This window comes from Pseudoalteromonas sp. 11L1, from assembly GCF_055397545.1.
Map to the genome: position 1 here is coordinate 610,001 of NZ_AP041141.1, position 23,890 is coordinate 633,890.

Genomic DNA, 23,890 nt, shown 5'->3' on the forward strand with positions numbered 1-23,890 from the left:
AATTGAGACTCTAAATTTGTTTGCCTCACTTAGTAAACTAAGCTTGGCTGTTAGAACTCAATCTGTACGAGTGCCCACACAGATGATTGCTTTATATTGTTAAAGAACGTTGCGATTAAAGCGTTAAACTTTATCTCGCTAGGGCTGCGCATATTACGCTTTCCTATTTTTTTGTCAACACTTAATTTTGTTAAACTTGAAAGTTTTCAGAACTAAGTTTTACTCGACTCACTGAGTAGCTCGTGCCTCGCTATGCGTTGGCGTTCCCCGTCTCAGTGGGGTCGCATTATAGGGAGATCCGAAAACAGATCAACCCTTTTTTGAAGAAAACTTGAAATAAATGACTGTTCGAACAAAAATACAACTAAAAGCTCATTTTAACCACTAAAAACTCTGCGAAAGCCGGATTAACTAACTCACTTTAAGTTTCCAACCGCATTTTTTTTGATACTTAATCTCTTGATTTAGCTCACTTGCCATCAATGGGTGGTTTTTTAACCAGTTATTTTCAAATTGAATCACTAACTCTTCATTCTCAGCTGTTATCTTAAAGTTTGGCAAGACATCATCTTGTCGGCGCATAGATAAAATAACGGCAATACGTAATAGTCGAACAATATACGCAGCAACAATACTATGTACACCTAGATGATCTAAGCATCCCTTTTGAAGGTCCCAGCGATGACTATTAGCTATAGCAACGATCACTTTGTGTTCTGATTGTGAAAAACCAGGCATATCGGTATTTTCTAAGATATAAGCGGTATGTTTGTGGTACTGCTTATACTCTATTAATAAACCTATTTCATGCAGCTGCGCGACGGCATTCAAAAGCGGTAATCCGTTTTGTGCTTCAATCGGCCAATACTGACTGACTTCATTAGCTAACAGTACTGCTAAACTTGATACTCGAGATGCTTGCTTTTGATCAACATGATAACGGTTCATAAAACCATCAATGGTACGTTGGCGAATGTCGGTATTATGTAGCTCCGGTAGCATGCTATATAAAACACCTTCACGAAGAGCACCACCCGCTAACCCCATTTGTTCTATTTCAAGAGACTCAAATAGTGCAATTAAAATAGCCAGCCCAGATACAAACACTAACCGTCGCTCTTCACTTAACCCTGGTAAATCGAGTTCAGCTATTGTTTTGTAAGCTATGGATTGTTGTTTGATGGTGTAGAGCTTTTCAAGTGTGAGCATTTCATTTAAATTTTGTGCCACCATAATTTCTTGAATAGCTTGCACAGTACCTGACGCACCAGAGGCAAGTTGCCAACCAGCCGTTTTATATTCAGGTGCTATTTCATCAATAACATTTCGTGCTGCTTTTATAGCAGCATTAAAGTTTGCTTCATTTAATTGGCAATCTTTAAAGTAGCGTTCGAGAAAAGTCACGCAACCAATATTGAGGCTCTTATAGTGACGCGCTTCAAAACCTTGGCCAATAACAACCTCGGTACTCGCTCCACCAATATCAATAACCAGCTGCTTGCCAGTACATGAAGAGGTATGTGCAACCCCTTTATAAATCGTTCGTGCTTCTAGCTCGCCGCTAATAACATTAACTTTATGCCCTAATATTTCTTCTGCACGTAGTTTAAAGTCGTCGGCGTTGGTTGCTAAACGAAGTGTTGCAGTGGCAACAATGGTGATGTTTTGCGCTGGAATATCTTGCAACCGCTCTGCAAACAAGGCCAAACATTCCCAGCCTCGTTGCATAGCCTCTAAGCTCAATAAATTATTATCATCAAGCCCAGCTGCGAGTCTTACTTTACGTTTGACGCGTCCTATTGTTTGCAGGCCGCCCGCCATTGATTTGGCAATAAGCATATGAAAGCTATTTGAGCCTAAATCAATGACTGCATATACATTTTTTTGCGGTTTAAGTTGCCCCACCGTTCAAAAACCTCTAGTTACAAATACAATCAAACTAACGGTCGGTTAAGACCGTCCTTTTTGGTAACCATTATTTGGGCGACGTCCGTTGTTATTACTACGATTACGTGGACCAGTAGAAAAATTACGTTTTCTATGAATAGTCGGCTTCGTTAAATCATCTAACAATGCACTTTTATCGTAATGTGATAATGGAATGCTGTGCTCAATGTATTCTTCAATTTCATGAAGGTTATAAGCATATTGCTCACACGCAAAGCTAATTGCATGACCTGAAGCGCCTGCTCGAGCTGTACGACCAATGCGGTGAACGTAATCTTCGCAATCGTCAGGTAAGTCAAAATTAAATACATGACTTACTTCTGGAATATGCAAACCACGTGCAGCAACATCGGTAGCTACTAAAAAGTCTAGCTCGCCTTTACTAAATTGCGCGAGTATTGACTGGCGTTTCTTTTGGTTTACATCACCGGTGAGCATGCCCACTCGATGTCCGTCTGCTTTTAACCATGCATATACAGTTTCACAGCTATGCTTGGTATTAGCAAAAACAATGGCTTTCTCAGGCCATTCTTCTTCAATCAAGGTTAACAACAGCTTAATTTTATCTTCTTGTGAAGGATGAAATAGCTCTTCTTGAATACGTTTACCTGTTTTTACATCGGGCTCTATTTGCACATGCTCAGGGTTGGTCATGTGTTCAAATGCAAGCTCTTGTACACGGTACGATAGCGTAGCAGAAAATAATAAGTTTAAACGCTCTGACGTATCTGGCATACGACGGAACATATAACGAATATCTTTAATAAAACCTAAATCGAACATACGATCGGCTTCATCTAGCACGACTACCTCAATTTCATTAAGGGTGTAACAGCCTTGCTTATATAAATCGATTAGGCGACCTGTGGTGCCAATTAAAATATCAACGCCTTTTTCTAGTTGTGCACGTTGTTTTTCGTAATCTTCGCCACCATATACTAAACCTAAGTTAAGATTACAGTGCGGCGCTAAAATTTTTGCATCTTTGTGTATCTGAATCGCAAGCTCCCGAGTTGGGGCCATGATCAGGGCTCTTGGATGTTTACTAGGTGCTTTGCTAGATTGTAATAACCGGTGGCACGTGGCAGTTAAAAATGCCAACGTTTTGCCAGTACCTGTTTGTGCTTGGCCCGCAATATCGCGCCCTTCACAAATAAAAGGTAGGCATTTAGCTTGAATGGGTGTGCAATATTCAAACCCACTTTCGGTTAACCCGGCAACCACTTCCGGTGCAATAGCAAAGTCTGAAAACTTTTTATCGGTCAAATGTGTCTTAGTCATAGCGTTTAAGCATAACGTTTAAACTTGCAATAAGAAACAAGAGTGTTTAAATACGCACTAAATATTTCGCCTAACTAAACCGGAGAGCGCAATGAGCGAGAAAATAATCCAAATTACCGACGATAGCTTTGAAGCTGACGTATTACAATCAGACAAACCTGTACTAGTAGACTTTTGGGCAGAATGGTGCGGACCGTGTAAGATGATCGCCCCAATTCTAAGCGAAGTTGCTGATGAGTTTGATGGCCGTGTAACTATCACTAAATTAAACATTGACCAAAATGCGGGTACACCACCTAAGTTTGGTATTCGTGGTATCCCTACACTACTACTTTTCAAAGATGGTCAAGTAGCTGCAACGAAAGTAGGCGCACTATCAAAAACACAATTAGTTGAGTTTTTAGAAAATAACATCTAATAAGTGTTAATTAGAAAAAGGGCTCTCAGCCCTTTTTTTAATTTATTTTGCAGAAGTACTGGACGCTGCTGTAATGACCTGCTAGTTTATAAAGCCAACTAATCCTTAGTTATATTCAACGAACCTCACTCAACGATCTAATAAAGCGATTTTGAGTATGACAACTGTAATAAAGAACCCACCAATATGCATTTACGCGAATTAAAAGACAAGTCTATAAAAGAGCTTGTAAACCAAGCTGAGTCCATGGGGCTCGAAAACGTAGCCCGTTTGAGAAAGCAAGATATCATTTTTGCAATTCTTAAATCACACGCCAAAGGCGGAGAGAATATCTTCGGTGGTGGTGTTTTAGAAATTTTGCAAGATGGTTTTGGCTTTCTAAGATCATCAGAAGCTTCTTACTTAGCAGGCCCAGATGATATTTATGTATCTCCGAGTCAAATTCGCCGCTTTAGTATGCGTACTGGCGACTCTATTTCAGGTCTTATTCGTCCACCAAAAGACGGTGAGCGTTACTTTGCTTTGCTTAAAGTAAATGAAGTTAACTTTGATAAACCTGAAAACTCTCGCACTAAAATCCTTTTTGAAAACCTAACCCCACTTCATGCAAACGAACGTTTTCGTATGGAACGCGGTAACGGCAGTAAAGAAGATATTACCGCACGAGTTCTTGATTTGGCATCACCAATTGGCCGCGGCCAACGTGGATTATTAGTAGCACCGCCAAAAGCGGGTAAAACAATGTTGCTACAAAATATTGCACAATCAATCACACATAACCACCCTGACGTTACATTAATGGTTTTACTTATTGATGAGCGCCCGGAAGAAGTTACTGAGATGCAACGCCTAGTAAAAGGTGAAGTTATTGCATCAACATTCGATGAGCCAGCTTCTCGCCACGTGCAAGTTGCGGAAATGGTTATCGAAAAAGCAAAGCGCTTAGTTGAGCATAAAAAAGATGTGGTTATCTTGCTTGATTCAATCACCCGTTTAGCACGTGCATATAACACGGTTATTCCATCATCAGGTAAAGTACTAACCGGTGGTGTAGATGCTAATGCGCTACATAAACCTAAGCGTTTCTTTGGTGCTGCACGTAATGTTGAAGAAGGCGGTAGCTTAACAATTATTGCAACGGCGCTTATTGATACCGGCTCTAAAATGGATGAAGTTATCTACGAAGAGTTTAAAGGTACAGGTAACATGGAACTACACCTTAACCGTAAAATTGCGGAAAAACGTGTATTCCCAGCTATCGACTTTAATCGCTCTGGTACACGCCGTGAAGAGTTACTCACTAAGCCAGATGAACTACAAAAGCTGTGGATTTTACGTAAAATAGTACATGACATGTCAGAAATTGACGCCATGGAATTTTTAATTGATAAACTATCGATGAGTAAAACCAACGATGAGTTTTTTGATTCGATGAAACGTAAGTAAGCTAAACTCTAGTTAAATCAACGTTTTTAAATAAAAAAGACACCAAATGGTGTCTTTTTTGTTTTTAGAGTAGATTAACCTGAACTCTGGTTAAGAGATTTACTAACATATTGAATCAAAAAAATATTTGTGCTTATTTTTCTCTAGCTAGAGATTTTTAGTGAAAACAAGGCGAAATTACGCGTCAATAGCTCGCCTATTGCAAATAAATTCAACGCAGTTAGCGCTGAAAATAGCTGCTTGAGATGGATTTATTATCCGGAGTTCAGGTTAAGTTAATTTATTCGTACTTTTTAAACAGTGCCTGTAAGTTATTCACTAATGTTGTTAGCCTTTGCGTATTTATTTGTGGCTGAAGTAATTCATCGTCTAGCGCTTTTGCCGCTAAGGCTATGTCTTTAAACTCGAACATTTGTGCCGCCCCTAACACTCGATGGCTATCTTTTTGCAGCGCCTGATAATCAGCATCTTTAAAGTGTCGCTTAATAAGCTCGCTTTCTTCGGCTAAACTTTGTTGAAAGCTCGTTACTAAATCACTCATATCAACATGAATCTGTTCAGTTGATACCTCTGTATTTGCAGCATTTAAGTATTTTGCTAGCACAGTATAAAAAGACTCTTTATCGATTGGCTTTGCTAAATAGTCACTAAACCCAAGTGATAGGTAATGGTCAATTTCGTGGCTCATGGCATTGGCCGTTAATGCTAAAATAGGCTGTTCATAACCACATTGCTTGAGTAGTTCAAACGCAGAAATACCATCCATAACAGGCATTTGAATATCTAACAGTACTAAATCTGGGTATAGCTTTAAACTTTGTTCTACTGCTTGCTCACCGTTTTCAACGGCAATCACTTCCAGCCCAAGAGAATGTAAATAACGACTAATCAGTTTGCGGTTATCACTGTGATCTTCAGCAAGAACCACTTTACCCGATAATAATCTATGTCGATCATCAGACTTTGCTTGCTGATCGTCATGACAAACTTGCTCTTCAACTTGTATACAGGGCAAATAAAATGAAAACTCACTGCCTTTTTTAAACTCACTCTGCACACTTATATAGCCACCCATCATCGCCGCCAATTGCTGCGACAAGCTCAAACCTAGTCCTGTGCCACCAAAACGTCGACTAATACTGTTATCGGCTTGGCTAAAGCACTCAAAAATAAGTTTAAGTTGAGATGAGCTCATACCAATCCCAGTGTCTTTAATCGAAAAGAGTAACCCTTGCTCGGTTTTACTAACACCAATAGTTACTTGCCCTTTATGAGTAAACTTAATGGCATTAGCACATAAATTAATAAGAATTTGTTTTACTCGCATTAAATCTAATCGCGTAAAATAGGATTTTTCTAACTGGCAGTCTAAAACTAACGATAAGTCTTTCGCTTTAGTTTGAGGAGAAAACATAGCGTGAATATCGTTGATAAGTTGCACCACATCAAAACAACTAATATTAAGTTCTAACCGGTTTGCCTCTATCTTACTTAAGTCCAACACATCATTAATCAAGCTTTTTAAATGCTCACTTTGACGTTGTATTACTCTAAGCTCATCTTGTAACTGTTCCGGCTTGTATAGATCATTAATAAGATCATCAGTTTGTGCCAAAATAGCAGTTAACGGTGTTCTAATTTCATGGCTTATATTCGCTAAAAACTGGCTTTTCACCTCGTTTGCTTCACGCAGCTCCTGTGCCACACTTTGTAGCTCTTTGGTACGCTGTTCAACTTGTTCGCTTAACTTTAACTTAGCTTGCTTTTCTGTTCGGCGCTTATAAACAGCAATTACCGTAATTAAAATTAATATGGCAACAATCACCAACAAAAACGTTAACTGTGAACGTTTAGCTATTTGCAATTCTTGTAAGTATTGTTGTTGTTTTAATTGTTTAATTTCTTGGTTTAGCTGATTCGATTCAAACTGGATTTGAAATTGACTGACCGCTTTTGAGGCTTCTTCGGTATTCACACTACGCTGATAATCAACGTACTGTTGGTGTAAATTTAGCGCTTTTTCATAATCCCCTAAGCTCGCATTTATTAGTGCTTCAATTCCTAAGCCATCTTTAATACGCATGCCATTATTGTACTCTTTGGCAAGGGTAATTGAGTGCTCTGAGGTTTGTTTGGCACTTTGCGTATCACCTTGTACAAATTGAACAATTGACAACACATGTAACGCTGCCGCCAGTAAAGACTTATTATCTGCCTCTATTGCAAATTGTTGGCCCGCATTAGCGTGATAAAAGGCAACATCAAATTTATTTAGCTTAAGGTTGATGGTGGCTAAATTTGTATGCTTAGTAGAAAGTTGAAACGCATTATTAACGCTTTGATAGTAACGTAAGGCCAACTGATTATAATGCAGTGCTAATTGGTACTGTCTCGATTCTGTGTAAGCTACTCCCATATTACCGTATGCTTGGGCAACACCGTCTTCATCGCCAAGTTCTTGAAAAACTTTTAAAACCTCACGGTACATCTCAAGAGCTGACTCATATCGAGAGAGACGAATATAAATACCGGCAATATTATGTAATATATCGGCCTTATCTTGTGCGCTTCCCTCTTTTTCATAAATTACTTTGGCTTGTTGATAATAATCAAGAGCTAGCTCCATGTTATACATATCAAAATAAGCAAGCCCGATATTACTAAGTAAATTAGCCTGCTTTATCGGACTTTTAAGCGCAATTGCGATGTTTAACGCGCGGCTATAATCAACGACCGCTTGTTGCACTAACCCTTGATAATAAAGCACAACTCCTTGCATTTTAATCGCACGAAAGAAAAGTTTAGGCTGATCTTTTAACGTACTATTGGTCTCTAGCAATTTAAAATATTTTAGTGCATTGGCTAAATCACTTTGCGCAAACGCCAGCTCAGCTAAATCGCTATAAATAGTAATGCGTTGTAAATTTGGAACATCAGGGTTCGATAAGATATCGGTTGCAAGGCGATGCTTTTCAGGCCATGCTTGTTCAAGGTTAAACTGCTCAAACAAACTTGGCTGCTCATTTGATAAAGCGTCATTTGATGCACTACTTAAAACAGCCAAAAAGCCAATAAAGCAGATGCGCTTTAACTGAGTCAGCATAAAAATATCCTTAAATCCTTGCTAGCCATAACAAAACGACACCCAAACCAAGTATAAACATCTAATTTAGACCAATTCAAAACAGGCACTCACGCCCACTCCTTGGGGTTTAATGTTATTTGGGTATATGATAATTTATCCAAGATACACTAATTAATAGATTGTAAACAATGCTTAACCCTCTGATAGATGAGATTTTTGAACTATTAATCAATAAAAAAGTGTGGATGGTTCATACTTTAGCATCTGAGTTAAAACAACGTGGGTTTCTTGATACTTTAGCTGCCGAGCCTGAGCGCGACCTATTTAAGCGCAATTTTTTAATTATGAATGCGCTTTATCAGCTACAACAGCAATTAATGCCAAAACAACAATTAGTCGTTAAAAGCTTACATATTGAACTAGTAAACAGTTCCAGTTATAACCAACTACATCCTAACGATCCACTACGCGACTATTATTTAAACTGGCAAAATTTTGAAACATCTACGGATGAAGTCAAGACGTTATTAGATAGCTTTTGGCAGCAATTTAGTAGGCCTACTTATCGCGAAATTCCGCTGAGTAATGAGCAGCAACAACAACTGCTGGTGCGTTGGCAATTAACATCGCCAGTCACACTAAAAGCATTACAAAAGCGTTGGCGACAACTTGCAGTGCAGCATCATCCAGATAAACAAGGAGGTGACAATGAGGTGTTTAAACAACTAAAAATAGAGTATGAGCAACTCAAGGCGAGTTGCTCAGATTAGATCGAGAGTTAACGCGTTAGCCGACGAGCACGAATTTTACGTCCTTTTATATTACCTTCGGTTAATTTGCGTAACGCTGGTTTAGATGAGTTACGCTCTACCGCAACAAATGCCACGTTATCAAGTACGTTGATTTTACCAACTTGGCGCCCAGCAACACCGTCTTTTCCGGTTAATGCGCCTAAAATATCACCCGCGCGCACTTTTTGCTTTTTGCCTGCATCTATCATCAGCGTCACCATTTCAGGTTTGTATGGCGGCTTATCTAGTAGGTTATAAGATGGCATTGGCTCAGGAGTAAAGTCACGCTCGTAATGGTCGCCAATTTGAGCCACTTTAAATTGCTCTGCCTCACCATAAATAGAACACGCAATTCCTTTTTTACCTGCTCGCCCTGTACGGCCTACACGATGTACATGAGTTTGTGGATCGTGAGCTAAGTGATAGTTAATCACCATGTCCATGTCATCAATATCTAAGCCTCGTGCAGCTACATCGGTAGCCACTAAAATAGACGCACTCTTATTCGCAAAATGAATCAGTGTACGCTCACGGTCACGCTGCTCTAAATCACCATGCAGTGCCACCGCACTAAAGCCTTCATCGGCTAAATCATCACATACTTGCTGCGTTTCAACCTTGGTATTACAAAAAACCACACAGCTTTGCGGGGTAAATTTAAGAAGTAACAGCTTAAGCGTTGGATAACGCTGTTTATTATTATCCATTTTGTAGAAGTATTGCTTAATCGTGCTTTTTTCTTGCTGCTCTTCTACTTTAATCATTTCTGGGTTACTAAGTACACGCTTAGCAATAGCTTCGATTGATTTTGGAAAAGTAGCACTAAATAACAACGTTTGACGATTGGTTGGAATGCGATCAATTATGGCATCGAGAGTGTCTTGAAAACCCATATCAAGCATTTGGTCGGCTTCATCAAGTACCAGGGTTTCAACATCATCTAAACGCAATGTACCTTTACGAATATGATCATCAACTCGCCCCGGTGTACCCACAATAATATGTGCACCATGTTCGAGTGAACCAATTTGCGGCCCAATTGAAACCCCACCACACAAAGTTAAAATCTTAATGTTATGAATACCACGCGCTAGTTTACGCATCTCAACCGCCACTTGCTCTGCAAGCTCACGAGTTGGGCATAATACTAGCGACTGAATACGAAAGCGTTTTACATTTAGCTTGGCTAAAACGCCTAAACTAAATGCCGCTGTTTTACCTGAGCCTGTTTTGGCTTGGGCAATAATATCTTTGCCACTTAAAACAGGCGGTAGGCTTTGCGCCTGTACAGGCGTCATTTGGGTGTAGCCAAGCGTTGATAAATTATCAACTAACCCTGAAGGTAAGGCCAACGATGAAAAAGCAGTTGCAGTCACAGTAAATTCCATAGCAAAAAATAACTTGAGAAAAGTCTCAATTAATATGCGGCTAATAATAGCAGAATTAACAATTAGCAACCATTAGCAACGTACGATTAAAAGTTGCAATAAAGATATTGCAAATGATAGTTGTTTTCATTAAGATCAGCGGCGTTTTACTACTCTAATAATTCTAAGCCGGAAGCCACTAATGAAACTTAACCCTCTTTTTATTGCACTTTTAGCCAGCACCTCTGCAAATGCATTTGCCAACACCGCAAATATAGAACGCATTGAAGTTAAAGGTAGCTACTTCAACGACTACAAAGTAGATAATGCCAGTGGGGCAATGAGAACCTCAACCTCATTACTCGATACCGCACAGTCAGTTACCGTAATCACTGACACAATCGTTAATGAGCAACTAGCAACCACTCTTGGTGAAGTATTGACCAATGATGCTAGTTTAACTGCAGGGTCTAAACAACGAAACAGAGAAGTATTTAACTTACGTGGTTTTCAATTAAGCTCATCAACCGGCTACCTGCGTGATGGCCACCAGCATTGGTCTCATTACCAACAACCCATTGAAATTTTAGAGCAAGTAGAAGTTATTAAAGGCCCTTCAAGTATTTTGTATGGGCAATCAGGCCCCGGTGGCCTAGTTAACATGGTAACTAAAAAGCCAACTGCGCAAACGCTATTTAGTGCCAGTGCCGATGTTGACCAACATGGTTCAACTCGCTTTATGCTTGATGCTGGCGGCGCACTCACCGAGGCTGAAGATTTACGTGCCCGTGGTGTATTAGTAAAACAAGATGTTGAATACTGGCGAGAATACCAAAATGGTGATAACCGCGAACGCGATCGCTTTTTAGGTGCCTTAGTGGTTGATTACGATATTAGCGATAATGCCCTAGTACGTGTTCATTATGATCGCACTGATGACGAAGCAGGCTTAGATACTGGCGCTTGGATAGATAATGATGCCAACATTATTGGTGATGACAAAACAATTCGTGATATGTCATGGGCCTTTACCGACATTACTGTTGAAAACATGGGTATTGATTTCAAAGTATTTTTAACCGATAACTGGCAAGTTAATTTAGGCTACAATGAGCAAACGTTTGAACGTCAGCGCTTTGAGTCAGCACCACGTAAGCCAAGTGACTTTATCGAAGGTGATAGTTACCAGTCACGTCCTTACGATCGCTTTGATGATTGGCAGTTTAAAACTGCTTTTATTGACTTCATTGGCGAATTTGAAACCTTGGGTGTACATCATCAATTACTTGTAGGTGCTAACTCACTGGATTATTACTACGGCCAATTACGCACATCTGCTGATACGATTAATTTTTCTGCCGGTCAAAATGAGCCTAATCGCCCTAATATTAGTTACAAATCAGATGACACTATTAGCTCGTCTGCTTACGACTATTACGGGATTTATATCCAAGATTTAATTTCATTCTCACCAGAATGGCAAGTATCGCTAGGTGGTCGTTACGATAAACAAAGTAGAGAAAACAGCAATAACGAATCGTTCGTACCTAAGGTCGGCGTACTTTACCACCCTCATGCCTCTGCAACTGTTTATGCAAGTTACTCAGAAGGATTTGAGCCGCAAAACGAAACATTAGTAAATGAAAAAGATGTTAATAACGGTATGAAGCTCGATGCTATTACCTCTGAGCAAAAGGAAATTGGGGTAAAATGGCAACTGTTTGATGATCGATTAATGCTTAGCGGTGCCTTATTTGATATTAGCAAAACAGGCACCTTAGTGAGCGAAGAGCTGGTTAACCCTATCGGTGATATAACGAGCATCACCACGCAGGCAGGTGAGCAACGCCATAAAGGCTTTGAGCTTGCAGCTCAAGGTGCTGCAACTGACCGTTTATTTGTTATGGCATCAACCATGTATTTAGATGCTAACTATGAGCGTGATGAAGAATTAGAGGGCAAACGCCCAACTGATGCACCAAAATGGTCTGCCTCTTTATGGACACGTTATGAACTCAATGACGCTGTTGCTTTGAATGCCGGTGCTTTTTATGAGGGTGAACGTTTTGCTGATAATGCTAACACCGTAACAAAAGAGGGTTATACTCGTGTTGATATTGGCGCAACCTACAAGCTTAACTTAAGTAACAACGATATTAACTTACGTTTAAACATTGAGAACTTATTCGATAAAAACTACCTAGCCGGTGGCGGTTTAAATAACGTTACCGTAGGTGAAGGCACAAGTGTGCGTTTAGCTGCACAATTTAGCTTCTAAGCTCATTCTTTATAAAGCCCATATTACAAAGTATGGGCTATATAAACTAATCCTTTATGACATAATTACTTACAGTTTGCTGCTTTACTAATTTATCACTTGCTCTAAAGTTGTAAATTAACAAGGAGCCTTATTATGTTGCTTTTCAATACTAGCCAGTCATTTCCTCATTTTACACACGTTCAGTGCTGCCCTGGCTGCAACAGCAACAGCTATCACTTAGTTAATCAAAGCCGCTTTTTACGCTTTACCATTTTTCCTATATTTCCGATAAAGTTAAGTTATAAACGCGAGTGCTATCAATGCGGACATAGTGAGGCTATCAATATTAAGACGTTACCTCTGTTTGAGAAGCTTAGCCTACCAAAATACTGTATTGGATTAATTTTATTACTATGGGGGGCGTTATTTTTTTATCAAAAGCACCTCAACACTGAAGCACTAAAACAAAGCTATTTAACCTCCCCAAAAGCTTATGATACCTATTTAGTCAAAGCCGATAAATTCACTCACGAACCATGGACACTCACTAATTTAAAAGTTGCGCAAGTACTCAGCTTTGATGAGCAATTTATAACGTTTCAGGTGAGTAATTACAGCTATAAGCGCACTAGTGCCATTACCACAGCGATGCGTGCAAGTTTATTGGTACAAAGAGATTACTTTTCTTCTCAAACTATTACCCTGCCTCGTAATGAGATAAAACGTTTATACGAAGATGACATTATATTTGACGTGCTACGCCCACAAGCATATTCACTTTATGGCGGGTTTGTGATGTTTCCACCTAAACCTAAACCTCTTTATAAAGGCTTAAAGCTCGATGAGAATAATCAGCAAGGGATTATTTACTATAAAGATAAACAATATAACGAAGCGCTTGAAAGCTTTAACCTAGCAGCAAACTCAGGCTCACAATGGGGTCAACTAAATCTTGCTCAGATGTATCGTGATGGACAAGGTACAAAAAAGAACATTCAGCAGGCGATTTATTGGTATAAAAAAGCCATTGCTCAAGGTAATAGCAAAGCTAAATACGAACTTGAGCAACTATGCAAAACAACTCAGTGCGAATAAAATAAAGTAGCGTTACCACCGCTACTTATTTGCTTTAAATAACTTAGTATAAGCGACATGCGCAATCACAATAACCAAACCAGCACCTATTCCTAACAGTCCGTCAAATACTAAAGGGGCTAGTATTTCTCCTGTGCTACCAGCAACCGACTGCGCATAATGAGTTACATCCACTTGGGTATGATGCAAAAGCTCAATTGCGTGTACTAAAATTCCACCACCCACTAAAAACATCGCCACCGTGCCCGCAAAGGCTAAAAACTGCATTAACCGTGGGGCTGCAGCTAATAAGGCTTTACCGAGTAATTCTTTAAACTTACTTGCGGAGAGTTTGGATTGATTAAGTAAATATAAACCTGCATCATCAAGCTTTACAATCCCTGCTACCAGTCCATAAACACCAATCGTCATAATGATGGCAATCACACTCAATACCAGCGCCTGATTGATTAATGTCGCCCCTGCGACCGTGCCTAATGTAATAACAATAATTTCAGCGGAAAGAATAAAATCAGTACGAATGGCGCCTTTAACTTTTTGTTTTTCATACTCTGCCAGGTCTAAATTTTCAGCACCTTCTGTCGCTTCTGCATGATGAGATAAAAATATTTTTTCTGCGCCTTCAAAACATAAAAATAAGCCACCTATCATTAAAAGTGGAGTAATTAGCCAAGGCAACCACACACTAATTAATAACGCAGCAGGGACTAATATGGCTTTATTTAAAAACGACCCCTTTGCCACTGCCCATACAACGGGCAGCTCCCTATCAGCAGTAACCCCAGTAACTTGCTGAGCATTAAGTGCCAAATCATCACCAAGTACTCCGGCTGTTTTCTTTGTCGCAACTTTACTCATGGTCGCAATATCATCCAGCAAAGTCGTTATATCATCCAGTAATGTTAAAAGGTTGCTGCCAGCCATGAAATTTCCTAACTAAAAATAAGATCTTAAACATAACGTAAAGCTAGATTTTCACCAACGGTTAATTTAGCTTTGTTAAGCTCTTAATTAAACAAGGGACTCAATAAGGCACAGCCAATGAAACACGCTATCGTTATTATTGCTCTAATAGCTTTGACTGCATGCAATAAGCAGCCAGTTACAAATAACTATGTTTGCGATAACGCACCTGCAAAACTTGATATTATTAGCAACAAGCAAGCAAAGCTGAGCTTTTATGACCATGATTACATATTGAATCATGAGGTGAGTGCTTCAGGCAGTAAATACATTAATCAAGAGGTGTTATTTTGGAGTAAAGGAGAACAAGCAATGCTAATAATTAACGGCAAAAAATACCAATGCAGCAACAATTAACCAATAGCTAACATCGCATTAAAAAACTTGCTACACTAACAAAAGTCTTAATATTGTTGATAAAGTTATGCAATCTCTCGCTATAAAACACAAAATAATTTTAGCCTTTTCAGCCATTGGCTTGTTGATACTAACCAGCTGCATATTTTTTTACTGGTCGCTCAATCAAATTAGTACCACTAACACGCGTATAGAAACGTTGGCAGTGCCTGTACAACAAGCAAGTAAAGATCTTCGTTTATCACTCCTTTCTATTACTAAATTTAATGCCATTGCTTATAGCCAAACTAAACTTAATTTACTACTGCAAAATAAAAAACAGGCACACGCTGAACAAACGCAGTTTTTTAGTAAATTAGAAACACTAAAAACACAAGTTGCCCAGCAGCAAGGCATGCAAACATTACTTAAAGCTATTAACAAAGACTTTGCCCAGCTAAATACAATAAGCAACCAAATGCTTGCAGCAAAAGAGCAACGTTTTAAGGCGCAAAGCTCAGCCGCAGCACTAACAATTACGTTCAATGAACAGCTTCGTGAGCTCAGTAACCGCTTGCTTGATATAGAGCTCATAAACGTGGAGAGTAACCAACAATCACTTTTAGATGCGGTATTTGGCACTGCGACTCGTGTTGATGATTTATTATTTACTTTAAATAATAACGTTAAAGGGATTGGGCAAATAACCACTTCAGAAAATATAAACGATCATCAACAAGACACCTCTTTTTTACTCGACAATATTAAATCTAATCTTAGTTACTTAGAGCAACAAGCCACCCCAATTGCTAATAAACTCAACACAAATGAGCTTATTACAGCATTTGATGATTTAAGCAGCCTATTAAATAATCCTGATGGGTTGTATGCCTTGCAAAATACTGTGCTCAATAATAAAGACAAAGTTGATCAGCGTTTTGAAAGCTTTCAAAACGCCTTTATTAGTATTGAAAATCAATTGATTGAGCTTAATAAACTGGCTGACACGCGCTTTAACTTTCTACAAGAGAGCGCTAAATCAGCAATTAATACTGGCTCTAGCTTAGTGATTATTATTGCGTTTGTATTAATTACTTTGCTGATTATTATTTCAGTATTTACTACTAACGCCATGCTAAAACCGCTTAAAAAGGTGAATAAAGAACTTGCTCGCATAGCCTCAGGTGACTTTTCTCAGCGTAGCAATCCCCACAGTAAAGATGAATTTGGTACGCTGATGCACAACACTAATAAGCTTTGTGATGATTTAACTCACTTAATAAAAGCCATTAGTAACGACGCTTACGAACTCGATAATTCAGCTATTCAAACCAGCGAAAAAGGCCAGCAAATGACTATTGTTGCTAAGCAACAGCTAGAACGTAGTGCACAAGCAACCTCATTAGCACAGCAAATGTTGCAAAGTTCTCAAGCCGTATACGAACAAGCGCAAAGCACCTCTAATGAAATTACTAATGCCTCGCAATTTGCCAATGACGTTAACGACATTGCAAATAATAATAGCCAAAGCATTGAAGCACTTTTAAATCGCTTAGATAAAGCAGTAAGCAGTACAGAAGAACTAGCCCAGTATACGCAACTAATTGGTGCCATTGTTGATACCATTAGCAGTATTGCAGAGCAAACTAATTTACTGGCACTTAATGCCGCAATTGAAGCTGCACGTGCTGGTGAGCATGGCCGCGGATTTGCCGTAGTAGCAGATGAAGTACGCTCGCTTGCAGCTCGCACACAAAGCTCTACAAGCGAAATTACCACCATGATTAACACTCTACAGCAGCATACTCAAACCACTCAAACTGAAATAAATGATGGGCAACAACAGGCTAAGCATTGCGTTGAAAACAGTACTGAACTAAATAATGCTGTTGAGCGTATTAAGAGCACGCTGGTATCGGTTAATGCTATGAGTAAAGAGATTGCAAGTGCCTCACATGAACAACTGGCAAACAGCACCGATATTCAACAAATAATGGCTAAGGTAACCGAGCAGGCCACCTTAAATGCCAACAATGCAACGACCCTAGCAAGCGAAAGTGAAGACGTTAACCAACTTGCACACTCATTAAAAGGTGCAGTAGAGCGCTTTAAGTTTTAAGCGCAGCTAATGACTTGGCTTGTATGAACTGGGTATAATACTTTTAACTTTTTGCTAAGTAACGGCCCACAATGAAATACAAAGATCTGCGCGATTTTATCGATTTACTTGAGAAGCGAGGCGAATTAAAACGCATCAGCCAAGAAATCGACCCGTATCTTGAGATGACCGAAATTGCTGACCGCACACTGCGTGCCGAAGGCCCTGCTTTATTATTTGAAAACCCTAAAGGGTACGACATTCCCGTTTTAGCTAACTTGTTTGGTACCCCTAAGCGTGTAGCTATGGGTATGGGCCAAGAAGATGTGAGTGAATTACGTGAAGTAGGAAAATTACTCGCATTTCTAAAAGAACCTGAGCCGCCAAAAGGCATTAAAGAAGCGCTCGGACAAATTCCGGTATTCAAGCAAGTACTTAATATGCCGGCTAAAGAAGTTAAAAAAGCCCCCTGCCAACAAGTTATTTTACAAGGTGACGACGTTGACTTAACTAAACTTCCTATTCAGCACTGCTGGCCTGGCGATGCTGCACCTTTGATTACTTGGGGTTTAACCGTTACCAAAGGGCCTCACAAAAAGCGCCAAAATTTAGGGATTTACCGTCAACAGCTATTGGGTAAAAATAAAATCATTATGCGTTGGTTATCTCATCGCGGTGGCGCGCTTGATTTTCAAGAGTGGTGTAAAGAACACCCTGGTCAGCCCTACCCTGTTTCGGTGGCATTAGGTGCAGATCCTGCGACTATTTTAGGCGCTGTTACCCCCGTTCCAGATACGTTAAGCGAATATGCCTTTGCAGGTTTACTACGTGGTAGTAAAACTGAAGTAGTTAAGTCAATCTCGAATGATTTACAAGTACCAGCCAGTGCAGAAATCGTACTTGAAGGGCATATTATGCCTGGAGAGATGGCGCCGGAAGGTCCATATGGCGACCACACAGGCTACTACAACGAAGTCGACGACTTCCCAGTTATGACGGTCACTCATATTACACATCGTAAAGACCCTATTTATCATAGTACTTTTACTGGCCGTCCGCCGGATGAGCCGGCTATTTTAGGGGTGGCATTAAACGAAGTATTCGTACCAATCTTACAAAAGCAATTTCCAGAAATTGTCGATTTTTATTTACCGCCAGAAGGTTGTTCGTACCGTATGGCCGTGGTAACAATGAAAAAACAATATCCAGGTCACGCCAAGCGCGTAATGATGGGGGTTTGGTCATTCCTACGACAATTTATGTACACTAAGTTTGTTATTGTCTGCGACGATGATATCAACGCTAGAGATTGGAACGATGTAATTTGGGCTATCACTACTCGTATGGACCCTGCGCGCGACACGACGTTAATTGAAAACACGCCAATTGATTATTTAGATTTTGCATCGCCCGTATCTGGCCTAGGTTCAAAAATGGGTATGGATGCAACAAATAAATGGCCTGGTGAAACAACTCGAGAATGGGGCGAACCTATTGTAATGGATAAAGCCACTAAAGATCGTGTTGATGAGCTTTGGGATAGTTTAGATATTCTCTAACGACTTTGGTCTAGGGCTCTAGGCTGTAAACTCACCCTGTGGATATGCTATTATTGCTCAAATAAAGTGCGTATCCGCTAATTTAAGGTAAAACATGCAAACATTACTCGCTGAAGTTGTTTCTATCAGCCCACTAACAGAATTTGTTCATAAAGTTATTTTAAAGCCGCAACAGCCTGTAGCATTTGAAGCTGGTCAATATTTACAGTTGGTTTTAGGTGAAAAAGATAAACGTGCGTTTTCAATCGCGAGTCGCCCCTCACAAACTGATGCATTAGAATTACACATTGGCGCATCAAACGCAGACTCTTACGCGATGCAATCATTAGAACACCTTCGTAGTGCCCACAACGAGAACCAAACCGTAACTATTGAAGCAAGTTTAGGTATTTCTCAGCTGCGTTTGCAGTGCGAGCGTCCAATTATTTTACTCGCCGGCGGTACTGGTTTTTCTTACGCAAAGTCAATGGCCGAGCATTTAGCTGAAATCAACTGTGAGCGCCCGGTGCTATTTTACTGGGGCGTAAAAGAAGAGTCGGCGCTGTATGCACTTACCGAAATGCAAGCATGGGCAGATAGCCGTGAAAACTTTAAATTTATTCCTGTCGTAGAGCATCCTACCGACAGCTGGACTGGCCACACTGGTTATGTTCATAAAGCGGTGATGAGCGATATTATGTCGTTAGAACCTTACGATATTTACATGGCAGGTCGTTTTGACATGATTGGCATAGTACGCGATGATTTTATAAATCATGGCGCCATTCGTGAAAATATGTACGCAGATGCATTCGCGTTCATAAAGTAACATTAGCGCAATATTTTTAAGGCACCTTAGGGTGCCTAATTGTTTTAATTGCTAGAACTGTGATTGTTATTACCTATTAAGCTCATCAACATAAACAATTTCCTAAAATCCAATCTATAAACCATACTTTGTACAGAACATTAAGCGGGAGAAACCTAAATGTTAAATACAAAAGTAAAAGATTTTATGCAACATAAGTTGCCTCACATCACCCCTAATACAGAAATGACCACTGCCATAGCAGAGCTAGAAAAATTTAAACTACTAGGCGCGCCGGTATTTGATGATAATAAGGTGCTCGTTGGCTTTATCTCAGAGCAAGAGTTACTCAAACCCTTAATGCAAAGTAGTTATTTTTGTGATGGTATGGTGAAAGTATCGCAGTTGATGCAAACAGATGTGGTAACCGTGCACGGCGATACCAATATTATGGAATTAGCAGAACAAATGAAGCCTGGTAAACCTAAAAATTACCCCGTGATCGATGGCGGTGTAGTGGTAGGTATGATCAGCCGTGCCGATATATTAAAAGCACTTTATAATAATTACGTTAGTTGTAATGCGCACATATAAAAAAATGCCACTGTAAACAGTGGCATTTTTAATTATATAGACAATTTAACGCTGTGCGACTTTAACTTTAAGTGCATTTTTATCAGCGTCACTTAAATAGGCAATTTCCAGCGCATTCGCTTGCGCTTTTTCCATATCAGCTTGTGACAAACCTGCTTTTGGTGCTGCCACTGCATATTCGTATTCAATTTCAATGCCTTCAACAGCCGGGTCATCCGTGTTAAGACAGGCTAAAATACCATGATCTAAAAACTGCTTAAGTGGGTGTTTGGTTAAATCATTCACTGTACTGGTTTGAATGTTACTGGTTAAGCACGATTCAATACCAATACGGTTATCGCGTAAATAATCCATTAGTTTTGGATCTTCAATCGCTTTAACACCATGGCCTATTCTGCTTGCGCCAAGCTCGTTTAATGCTTGCCAAATACTTGGCGCACCTAACGCTTCACCAGCATGCACGGTAACAGCCAAATACGCATCACGTACTTGCTTAAAATGATCAACAAACAACTCGCCAGGATAACCAATCTCATCACCGGCCAAATCCACTGCAACCAAATCATTTTTAAAGGCAAGTAACGCGTCCAACTCGTGCTGACAGGTTTTAACTCCGTATGTACGAGACAAAATACCAATTAAGTTTGCTTTTATATCAGTATCTTTTGTTGCACTACGGATACCATCAACCACTGCTTCAACAACCCCTTGAGGGTGTAACCCTTGGCTTTGAGCCATATAATAAGGACTAAAACGCAGCTCTACGTAATCAAGACCCTGCGCTTGTGCATCTTCAATGTTTTCTATCGCAATACGTCTACAGGCATCGTAATCACCTAGTACCGTCACTCCCCAGTCAAGCTTTTGTAAAAATGCCATTAAGTTTGGCTCAGGATCAATAACCTGAACATGGGGAATAAGTGCTTCAACATTGTCCGCTGGTAAAGCGATATTAAACTGACGACCAAGTTCTAGTATGGTTTGCGCGCGTACATTACCATCTAAATGACGGTGAATATCTAGCAAAGGTATTTTTCTATTGATCATAATAGCTACTCGGTTGAATTAAAATTGCGCGAATGATACGCAGGTACAGTAATATTTCAAGTGTAGAATACTTAAAATAGCGCTTGGAGGTCTTATGTCTGCTTTTTATATAAAAAGAGTTAACGTGATAAATAAAACCAAATCATTTTAAACAGTGCATCTGCATCAATAGGTTTAGTTATATAGTTATCCATTCCGACGTTAATCGCTTTTTTAGCATCTTCTTCGTGCGCATTAGCAGATAGGCCAATAATAGGTAAATCTAAAAAGCCTAACTCATTACGAATCACTTTTGTTGCTTTTAAGCCATCCATTTGTGGCATTTGAATATCCATTAATACTAAGTCGTATCTTTTATCGCTTAGCATTTTAATCGCTTCAAGTCCGTTATTAGCAATATCTACAACACCCTGCTTGGTTTCTAAAATAGCGGTGGCCACATGTTGATTTAATGGGTTGTCTTCAACGAGTAGTAAGCGATACTTCGCCAGTGATAGGTTGCTTATATCTATTTTATCTAACTTACCTGAATAATATTGTGCTTTAGGTAGCGGAGAATGGAGCGGTAAACTAAAGGTAAAAGTAGAGCCGTGACCCTCACTACTTTTTAAATCAATTGCTCCTCCCATCAGCTCTACTAATTTTTTACAAATACTTAAACCAAGCCCTGTGCCACCAAACTGGCGTGAGGTTGAACTATCAGCCTGAGAGAATGGGTTAAATAGCTGTTTTTGTGCCTCCTCACTAATTCCAATCCCCGTATCATTGACACTAAAATAAGTCATCTTTGCTGACTGCCAAATCTTTAATGTGATACTACCCTTAGCAGTAAACTTAACGGCATTATTTAATAAGTTCAGCAGCACCTGCTTTAAACGAATAGGATCGGTATTAACAACTAAAGGAGCATCATTATCAACCTCAACTTGTAGTGACAAGGGCTTATTACTAACTTCAAAATGCATTAAACTCATAACTTCTTTTGCCAATAACTTTAACTCTACAGACTCTTGTACTAACTCAAGCTTGCCCGCTTCCATTTTTGAAAAATCGAGCACATCATTTAGCACTCTCAATAAGACACTGACCGCACCGTCAGCTTGCTCTATGTAAGTTTTTGCTAATGACCAGTCCTGCTGTTGCAGTGCTAAGTAATGCATGCCTTTAATACCGTTAATTGGGGTACGAATTTCGTGGCTCATATTAGCTAAAAACTGACTTTTTATCTCACTGGCTTCATCCGCTTTCTGCTTTTCCTGACGCAAAGTTAGTGTTTGCTTTGCAACTTGTTCGCGTATACGAACATTGGTGGCGACCACTGAAATTAAAAACATAATCAATAGCCAAACAAATAGCATACCTACTATCTGTGCTAGCCAATAAATTAGCCAGGTTGATTGCGTTTTAGGTTGGTATATTTCTACTTGCCACAACCTATGGCCAATTAACAACTGATAATCTTTTAGCAACGTCATTGAGTCATGCTCAACGCTATAAAGAGCCTGTTTATTATCTGCTTTATTGATATCAGTAAAACCAATCGCAACTTCATTACCGCTATCAAACGAAAGTGCCTCAGACAACTTAGCTAAACTCACCAAGGCAATTACAAACCCTTTAAAGTCACCTTCAATATCAGGAGCACCAAAGACAGGAGAAATAAAAAGCACGCTTAATTCCTCGTCTGCAGGAGCTAGCTTAAATGGCTCACTCAATACCAGCTCATTAAGAATTTTTGCTTTATTGAGTGCATCACGAATATGTAAATCAGAGTTCAAATCAAAGCCCAGCAGATCTTGCATATTCTTTATGGGGTAAATATATTTTATGGGGTAATAAGTATTGCTAAAGAGCGCGGGTTGCCATTGACCATTCGCCATCCTTTGCTTTATAACGACACTTTTGTCCCATTGGGCAGGTTCGTTAATAGAATTAGCTGTGATCATTGGCACCCAATTTAACGCTAAAATTTCTTCATTGTAGCTCAACTGCTTAGAGGTAAAATGATTAAACTCATCGAGAATAACCTGATCACTACTTGCTAAAAATGCACCTAACAAAGATAGATGAGCAGCCACTTCATCTAACTTTTGATTAATGGCACTTTGTGCCATCAACACTTTATCTTCTTGCTTTTGAATGTCTTTTTGTTTTTTTACACTTGCTGCGCCATAAAAGCTAACGCTAATAATGGCGTAAATAAGTAACGCAGGCAAAATAACCTGTAGCCGATGACGTAACTGCGAATAGTTAAATATGGCCAATACCAATGGAGTAAAAACAAGTACGCCAATTGAGTCACCTATCCACCAGGTAATAAAGGTACTAAGCGCAGCAGGTGGGCTAATTATATTATTGAAAAAAAGTAGACTGGTTCCAACACCTGCCGCTATTACACAACATAGTGGCCCACCAATCACCAAGCTTTGAATACTAAGTCTAAGAGAAGATAAATTAAGGGGGACTTTAATGACTCTGATAATGAGGAATGCACCTAGCCACGCCTGAAAAAAAACAGCACAGCTGACGGCAATAGCTTGCAATAAGACTTGCCAATTTAAAATATCAGCAGCATTGTCTAAGTGAATTAAATTAACAAACGCTGCGCCTGCAAAAATCCCCGCATAAGCACGGCGCCTCCATAGTAAAAAGCTTGCCAGCGCAATACCGGCTGGAGGCCAAGAGGCAACCGCATAACCATTAACGGCGAATAAAAAATTACTCAGGTAACCGCTAAAGAAATAAGCGCATGCGAGGCTAAAAGATAATGTAAATACATTTTTCACAACCGTCGCTCCTGCGCTTTTATTATTGAT

The 23,890-nt window shown here is 39.6% G+C and carries 17 protein-coding genes; 10 read left to right on the plus strand and 7 right to left on the minus strand.

Going from position 1 to position 23,890, the window contains the following annotated elements; genetic code table 11:
* Positions 1–411 precede the first annotated feature (411 nt).
* Both gppA and rhlB read right to left on the minus strand, forming a co-directional pair.
* Positions 412–1,905 carry a guanosine-5'-triphosphate,3'-diphosphate diphosphatase gene (gene gppA / locus ACZ5WS_RS02840; protein ID WP_464710551.1) on the minus strand — a complete coding sequence of 498 codons (1,494 nt, stop codon included), beginning with the start codon at positions 1,903–1,905 and terminating at the stop codon, positions 412–414.
* A gap of 45 nt (positions 1,906–1,950) precedes the next feature.
* A complete protein-coding gene (gene rhlB, locus ACZ5WS_RS02845; RefSeq protein WP_010392673.1) occupies positions 1,951–3,228 on the minus strand; it encodes an ATP-dependent RNA helicase RhlB in 1,278 nt (425 codons plus the stop codon).
* Positions 3,229–3,319: 91 nt separating this feature from the next.
* Here rhlB and trxA point away from each other — a divergent pair, with 91 nt between their 5' ends.
* Together trxA and rho are read left to right on the plus strand one after the other, a co-directional pair.
* Entirely contained in the window at positions 3,320–3,646 is a 327-nt protein-coding gene (trxA, locus tag ACZ5WS_RS02850) for a thioredoxin TrxA (protein ID WP_008109071.1), read from the plus strand.
* Between the two features lie 186 nt (positions 3,647–3,832).
* Entirely contained in the window at positions 3,833–5,092 is a 1,260-nt protein-coding gene (gene rho / locus ACZ5WS_RS02855) for a transcription termination factor Rho (protein ID WP_010392671.1), read from the plus strand.
* A 280-nt stretch (positions 5,093–5,372) separates the two neighbouring features.
* On the opposite strand, the gene ACZ5WS_RS02860 is transcribed toward rho, so the two are convergent.
* Positions 5,373–8,195 carry a tetratricopeptide repeat protein gene (locus ACZ5WS_RS02860; RefSeq protein WP_464710555.1) on the minus strand — a complete coding sequence of 941 codons (2,823 nt, stop codon included), beginning with the start codon at positions 8,193–8,195 and terminating at the stop codon, positions 5,373–5,375.
* Between the two features lie 170 nt (positions 8,196–8,365).
* On the opposite strand from ACZ5WS_RS02860, the gene ACZ5WS_RS02865 reads away from it, so the two are divergent.
* Positions 8,366–8,947 (plus strand): DNA-J related domain-containing protein, encoded by a 582-nt coding sequence (locus ACZ5WS_RS02865; RefSeq protein ID WP_464710556.1) that lies wholly within the window; start codon positions 8,366–8,368, stop codon positions 8,945–8,947.
* A gap of 8 nt (positions 8,948–8,955) precedes the next feature.
* Here the strand turns inward: ACZ5WS_RS02865 and dbpA are convergent, their stop codons facing one another.
* Positions 8,956–10,344, minus strand: a complete 1,389-nt coding sequence (gene dbpA, locus ACZ5WS_RS02870; RefSeq protein ID WP_054202866.1) for an ATP-dependent RNA helicase DbpA — start codon at positions 10,342–10,344, stop codon at positions 8,956–8,958.
* 193 nt (positions 10,345–10,537) lie between these two features.
* Here dbpA and ACZ5WS_RS02875 point away from each other — a divergent pair, with 193 nt between their 5' ends.
* Both ACZ5WS_RS02875 and ACZ5WS_RS02880 read left to right on the plus strand, forming a co-directional pair.
* A complete protein-coding gene (locus ACZ5WS_RS02875) occupies positions 10,538–12,613 on the plus strand; it encodes a TonB-dependent siderophore receptor (protein ID WP_464710558.1) in 2,076 nt (691 codons plus the stop codon).
* A 135-nt stretch (positions 12,614–12,748) separates the two neighbouring features.
* Positions 12,749–13,690, plus strand: a complete 942-nt coding sequence (locus ACZ5WS_RS02880) for a tetratricopeptide repeat protein (RefSeq protein WP_138605411.1) — start codon at positions 12,749–12,751, stop codon at positions 13,688–13,690.
* 21 nt (positions 13,691–13,711) lie between these two features.
* On the opposite strand, the gene ACZ5WS_RS02885 is transcribed toward ACZ5WS_RS02880, so the two are convergent.
* Entirely contained in the window at positions 13,712–14,614 is a 903-nt protein-coding gene (locus ACZ5WS_RS02885) for a DUF808 domain-containing protein (protein ID WP_464710560.1), read from the minus strand.
* Between the two features lie 117 nt (positions 14,615–14,731).
* On the opposite strand from ACZ5WS_RS02885, the gene ACZ5WS_RS02890 reads away from it, so the two are divergent.
* From ACZ5WS_RS02890 to ACZ5WS_RS02910, 5 genes are all read left to right on the plus strand, one after another.
* Complete coding sequence (locus tag ACZ5WS_RS02890) at positions 14,732–15,010, plus strand: MliC family protein (RefSeq protein ID WP_138605415.1); 279 nt, start codon at positions 14,732–14,734, stop codon at positions 15,008–15,010.
* A 67-nt stretch (positions 15,011–15,077) separates the two neighbouring features.
* Positions 15,078–17,108: a methyl-accepting chemotaxis protein gene (locus ACZ5WS_RS02895; protein ID WP_464710562.1), complete on the plus strand. Its 2,031-nt coding sequence runs from the start codon at positions 15,078–15,080 to the stop codon at positions 17,106–17,108.
* Positions 17,109–17,179: 71 nt separating this feature from the next.
* On the plus strand, positions 17,180–18,646 hold the full coding sequence (gene ubiD, locus ACZ5WS_RS02900) for a 4-hydroxy-3-polyprenylbenzoate decarboxylase (protein ID WP_464710564.1): 1,467 nt from the start codon (positions 17,180–17,182) through the stop codon (positions 18,644–18,646).
* Positions 18,647–18,740: 94 nt separating this feature from the next.
* The gene (gene fre / locus ACZ5WS_RS02905) at positions 18,741–19,454 is read left to right on the plus strand and encodes an NAD(P)H-flavin reductase (RefSeq protein WP_464710565.1); all 714 of its coding nucleotides are present in this window, start codon (positions 18,741–18,743) and stop codon (positions 19,452–19,454) included.
* Positions 19,455–19,613: 159 nt separating this feature from the next.
* Positions 19,614–20,027 carry a CBS domain-containing protein gene (locus ACZ5WS_RS02910; RefSeq protein WP_054202871.1) on the plus strand — a complete coding sequence of 138 codons (414 nt, stop codon included), beginning with the start codon at positions 19,614–19,616 and terminating at the stop codon, positions 20,025–20,027.
* Between the two features lie 45 nt (positions 20,028–20,072).
* Here ACZ5WS_RS02910 and add read toward each other — a convergent pair whose 3' ends face one another.
* Both add and ACZ5WS_RS02920 read right to left on the minus strand, forming a co-directional pair.
* On the minus strand, positions 20,073–21,074 hold the full coding sequence (gene add, locus ACZ5WS_RS02915) for an adenosine deaminase (RefSeq protein ID WP_464710567.1): 1,002 nt from the start codon (positions 21,072–21,074) through the stop codon (positions 20,073–20,075).
* Positions 21,075–21,193: 119 nt separating this feature from the next.
* On the minus strand, positions 21,194–23,860 hold the full coding sequence (locus ACZ5WS_RS02920; RefSeq protein WP_138605425.1) for an ATP-binding protein: 2,667 nt from the start codon (positions 23,858–23,860) through the stop codon (positions 21,194–21,196).
* Positions 23,861–23,890: the final 30 nt, after the last annotated feature.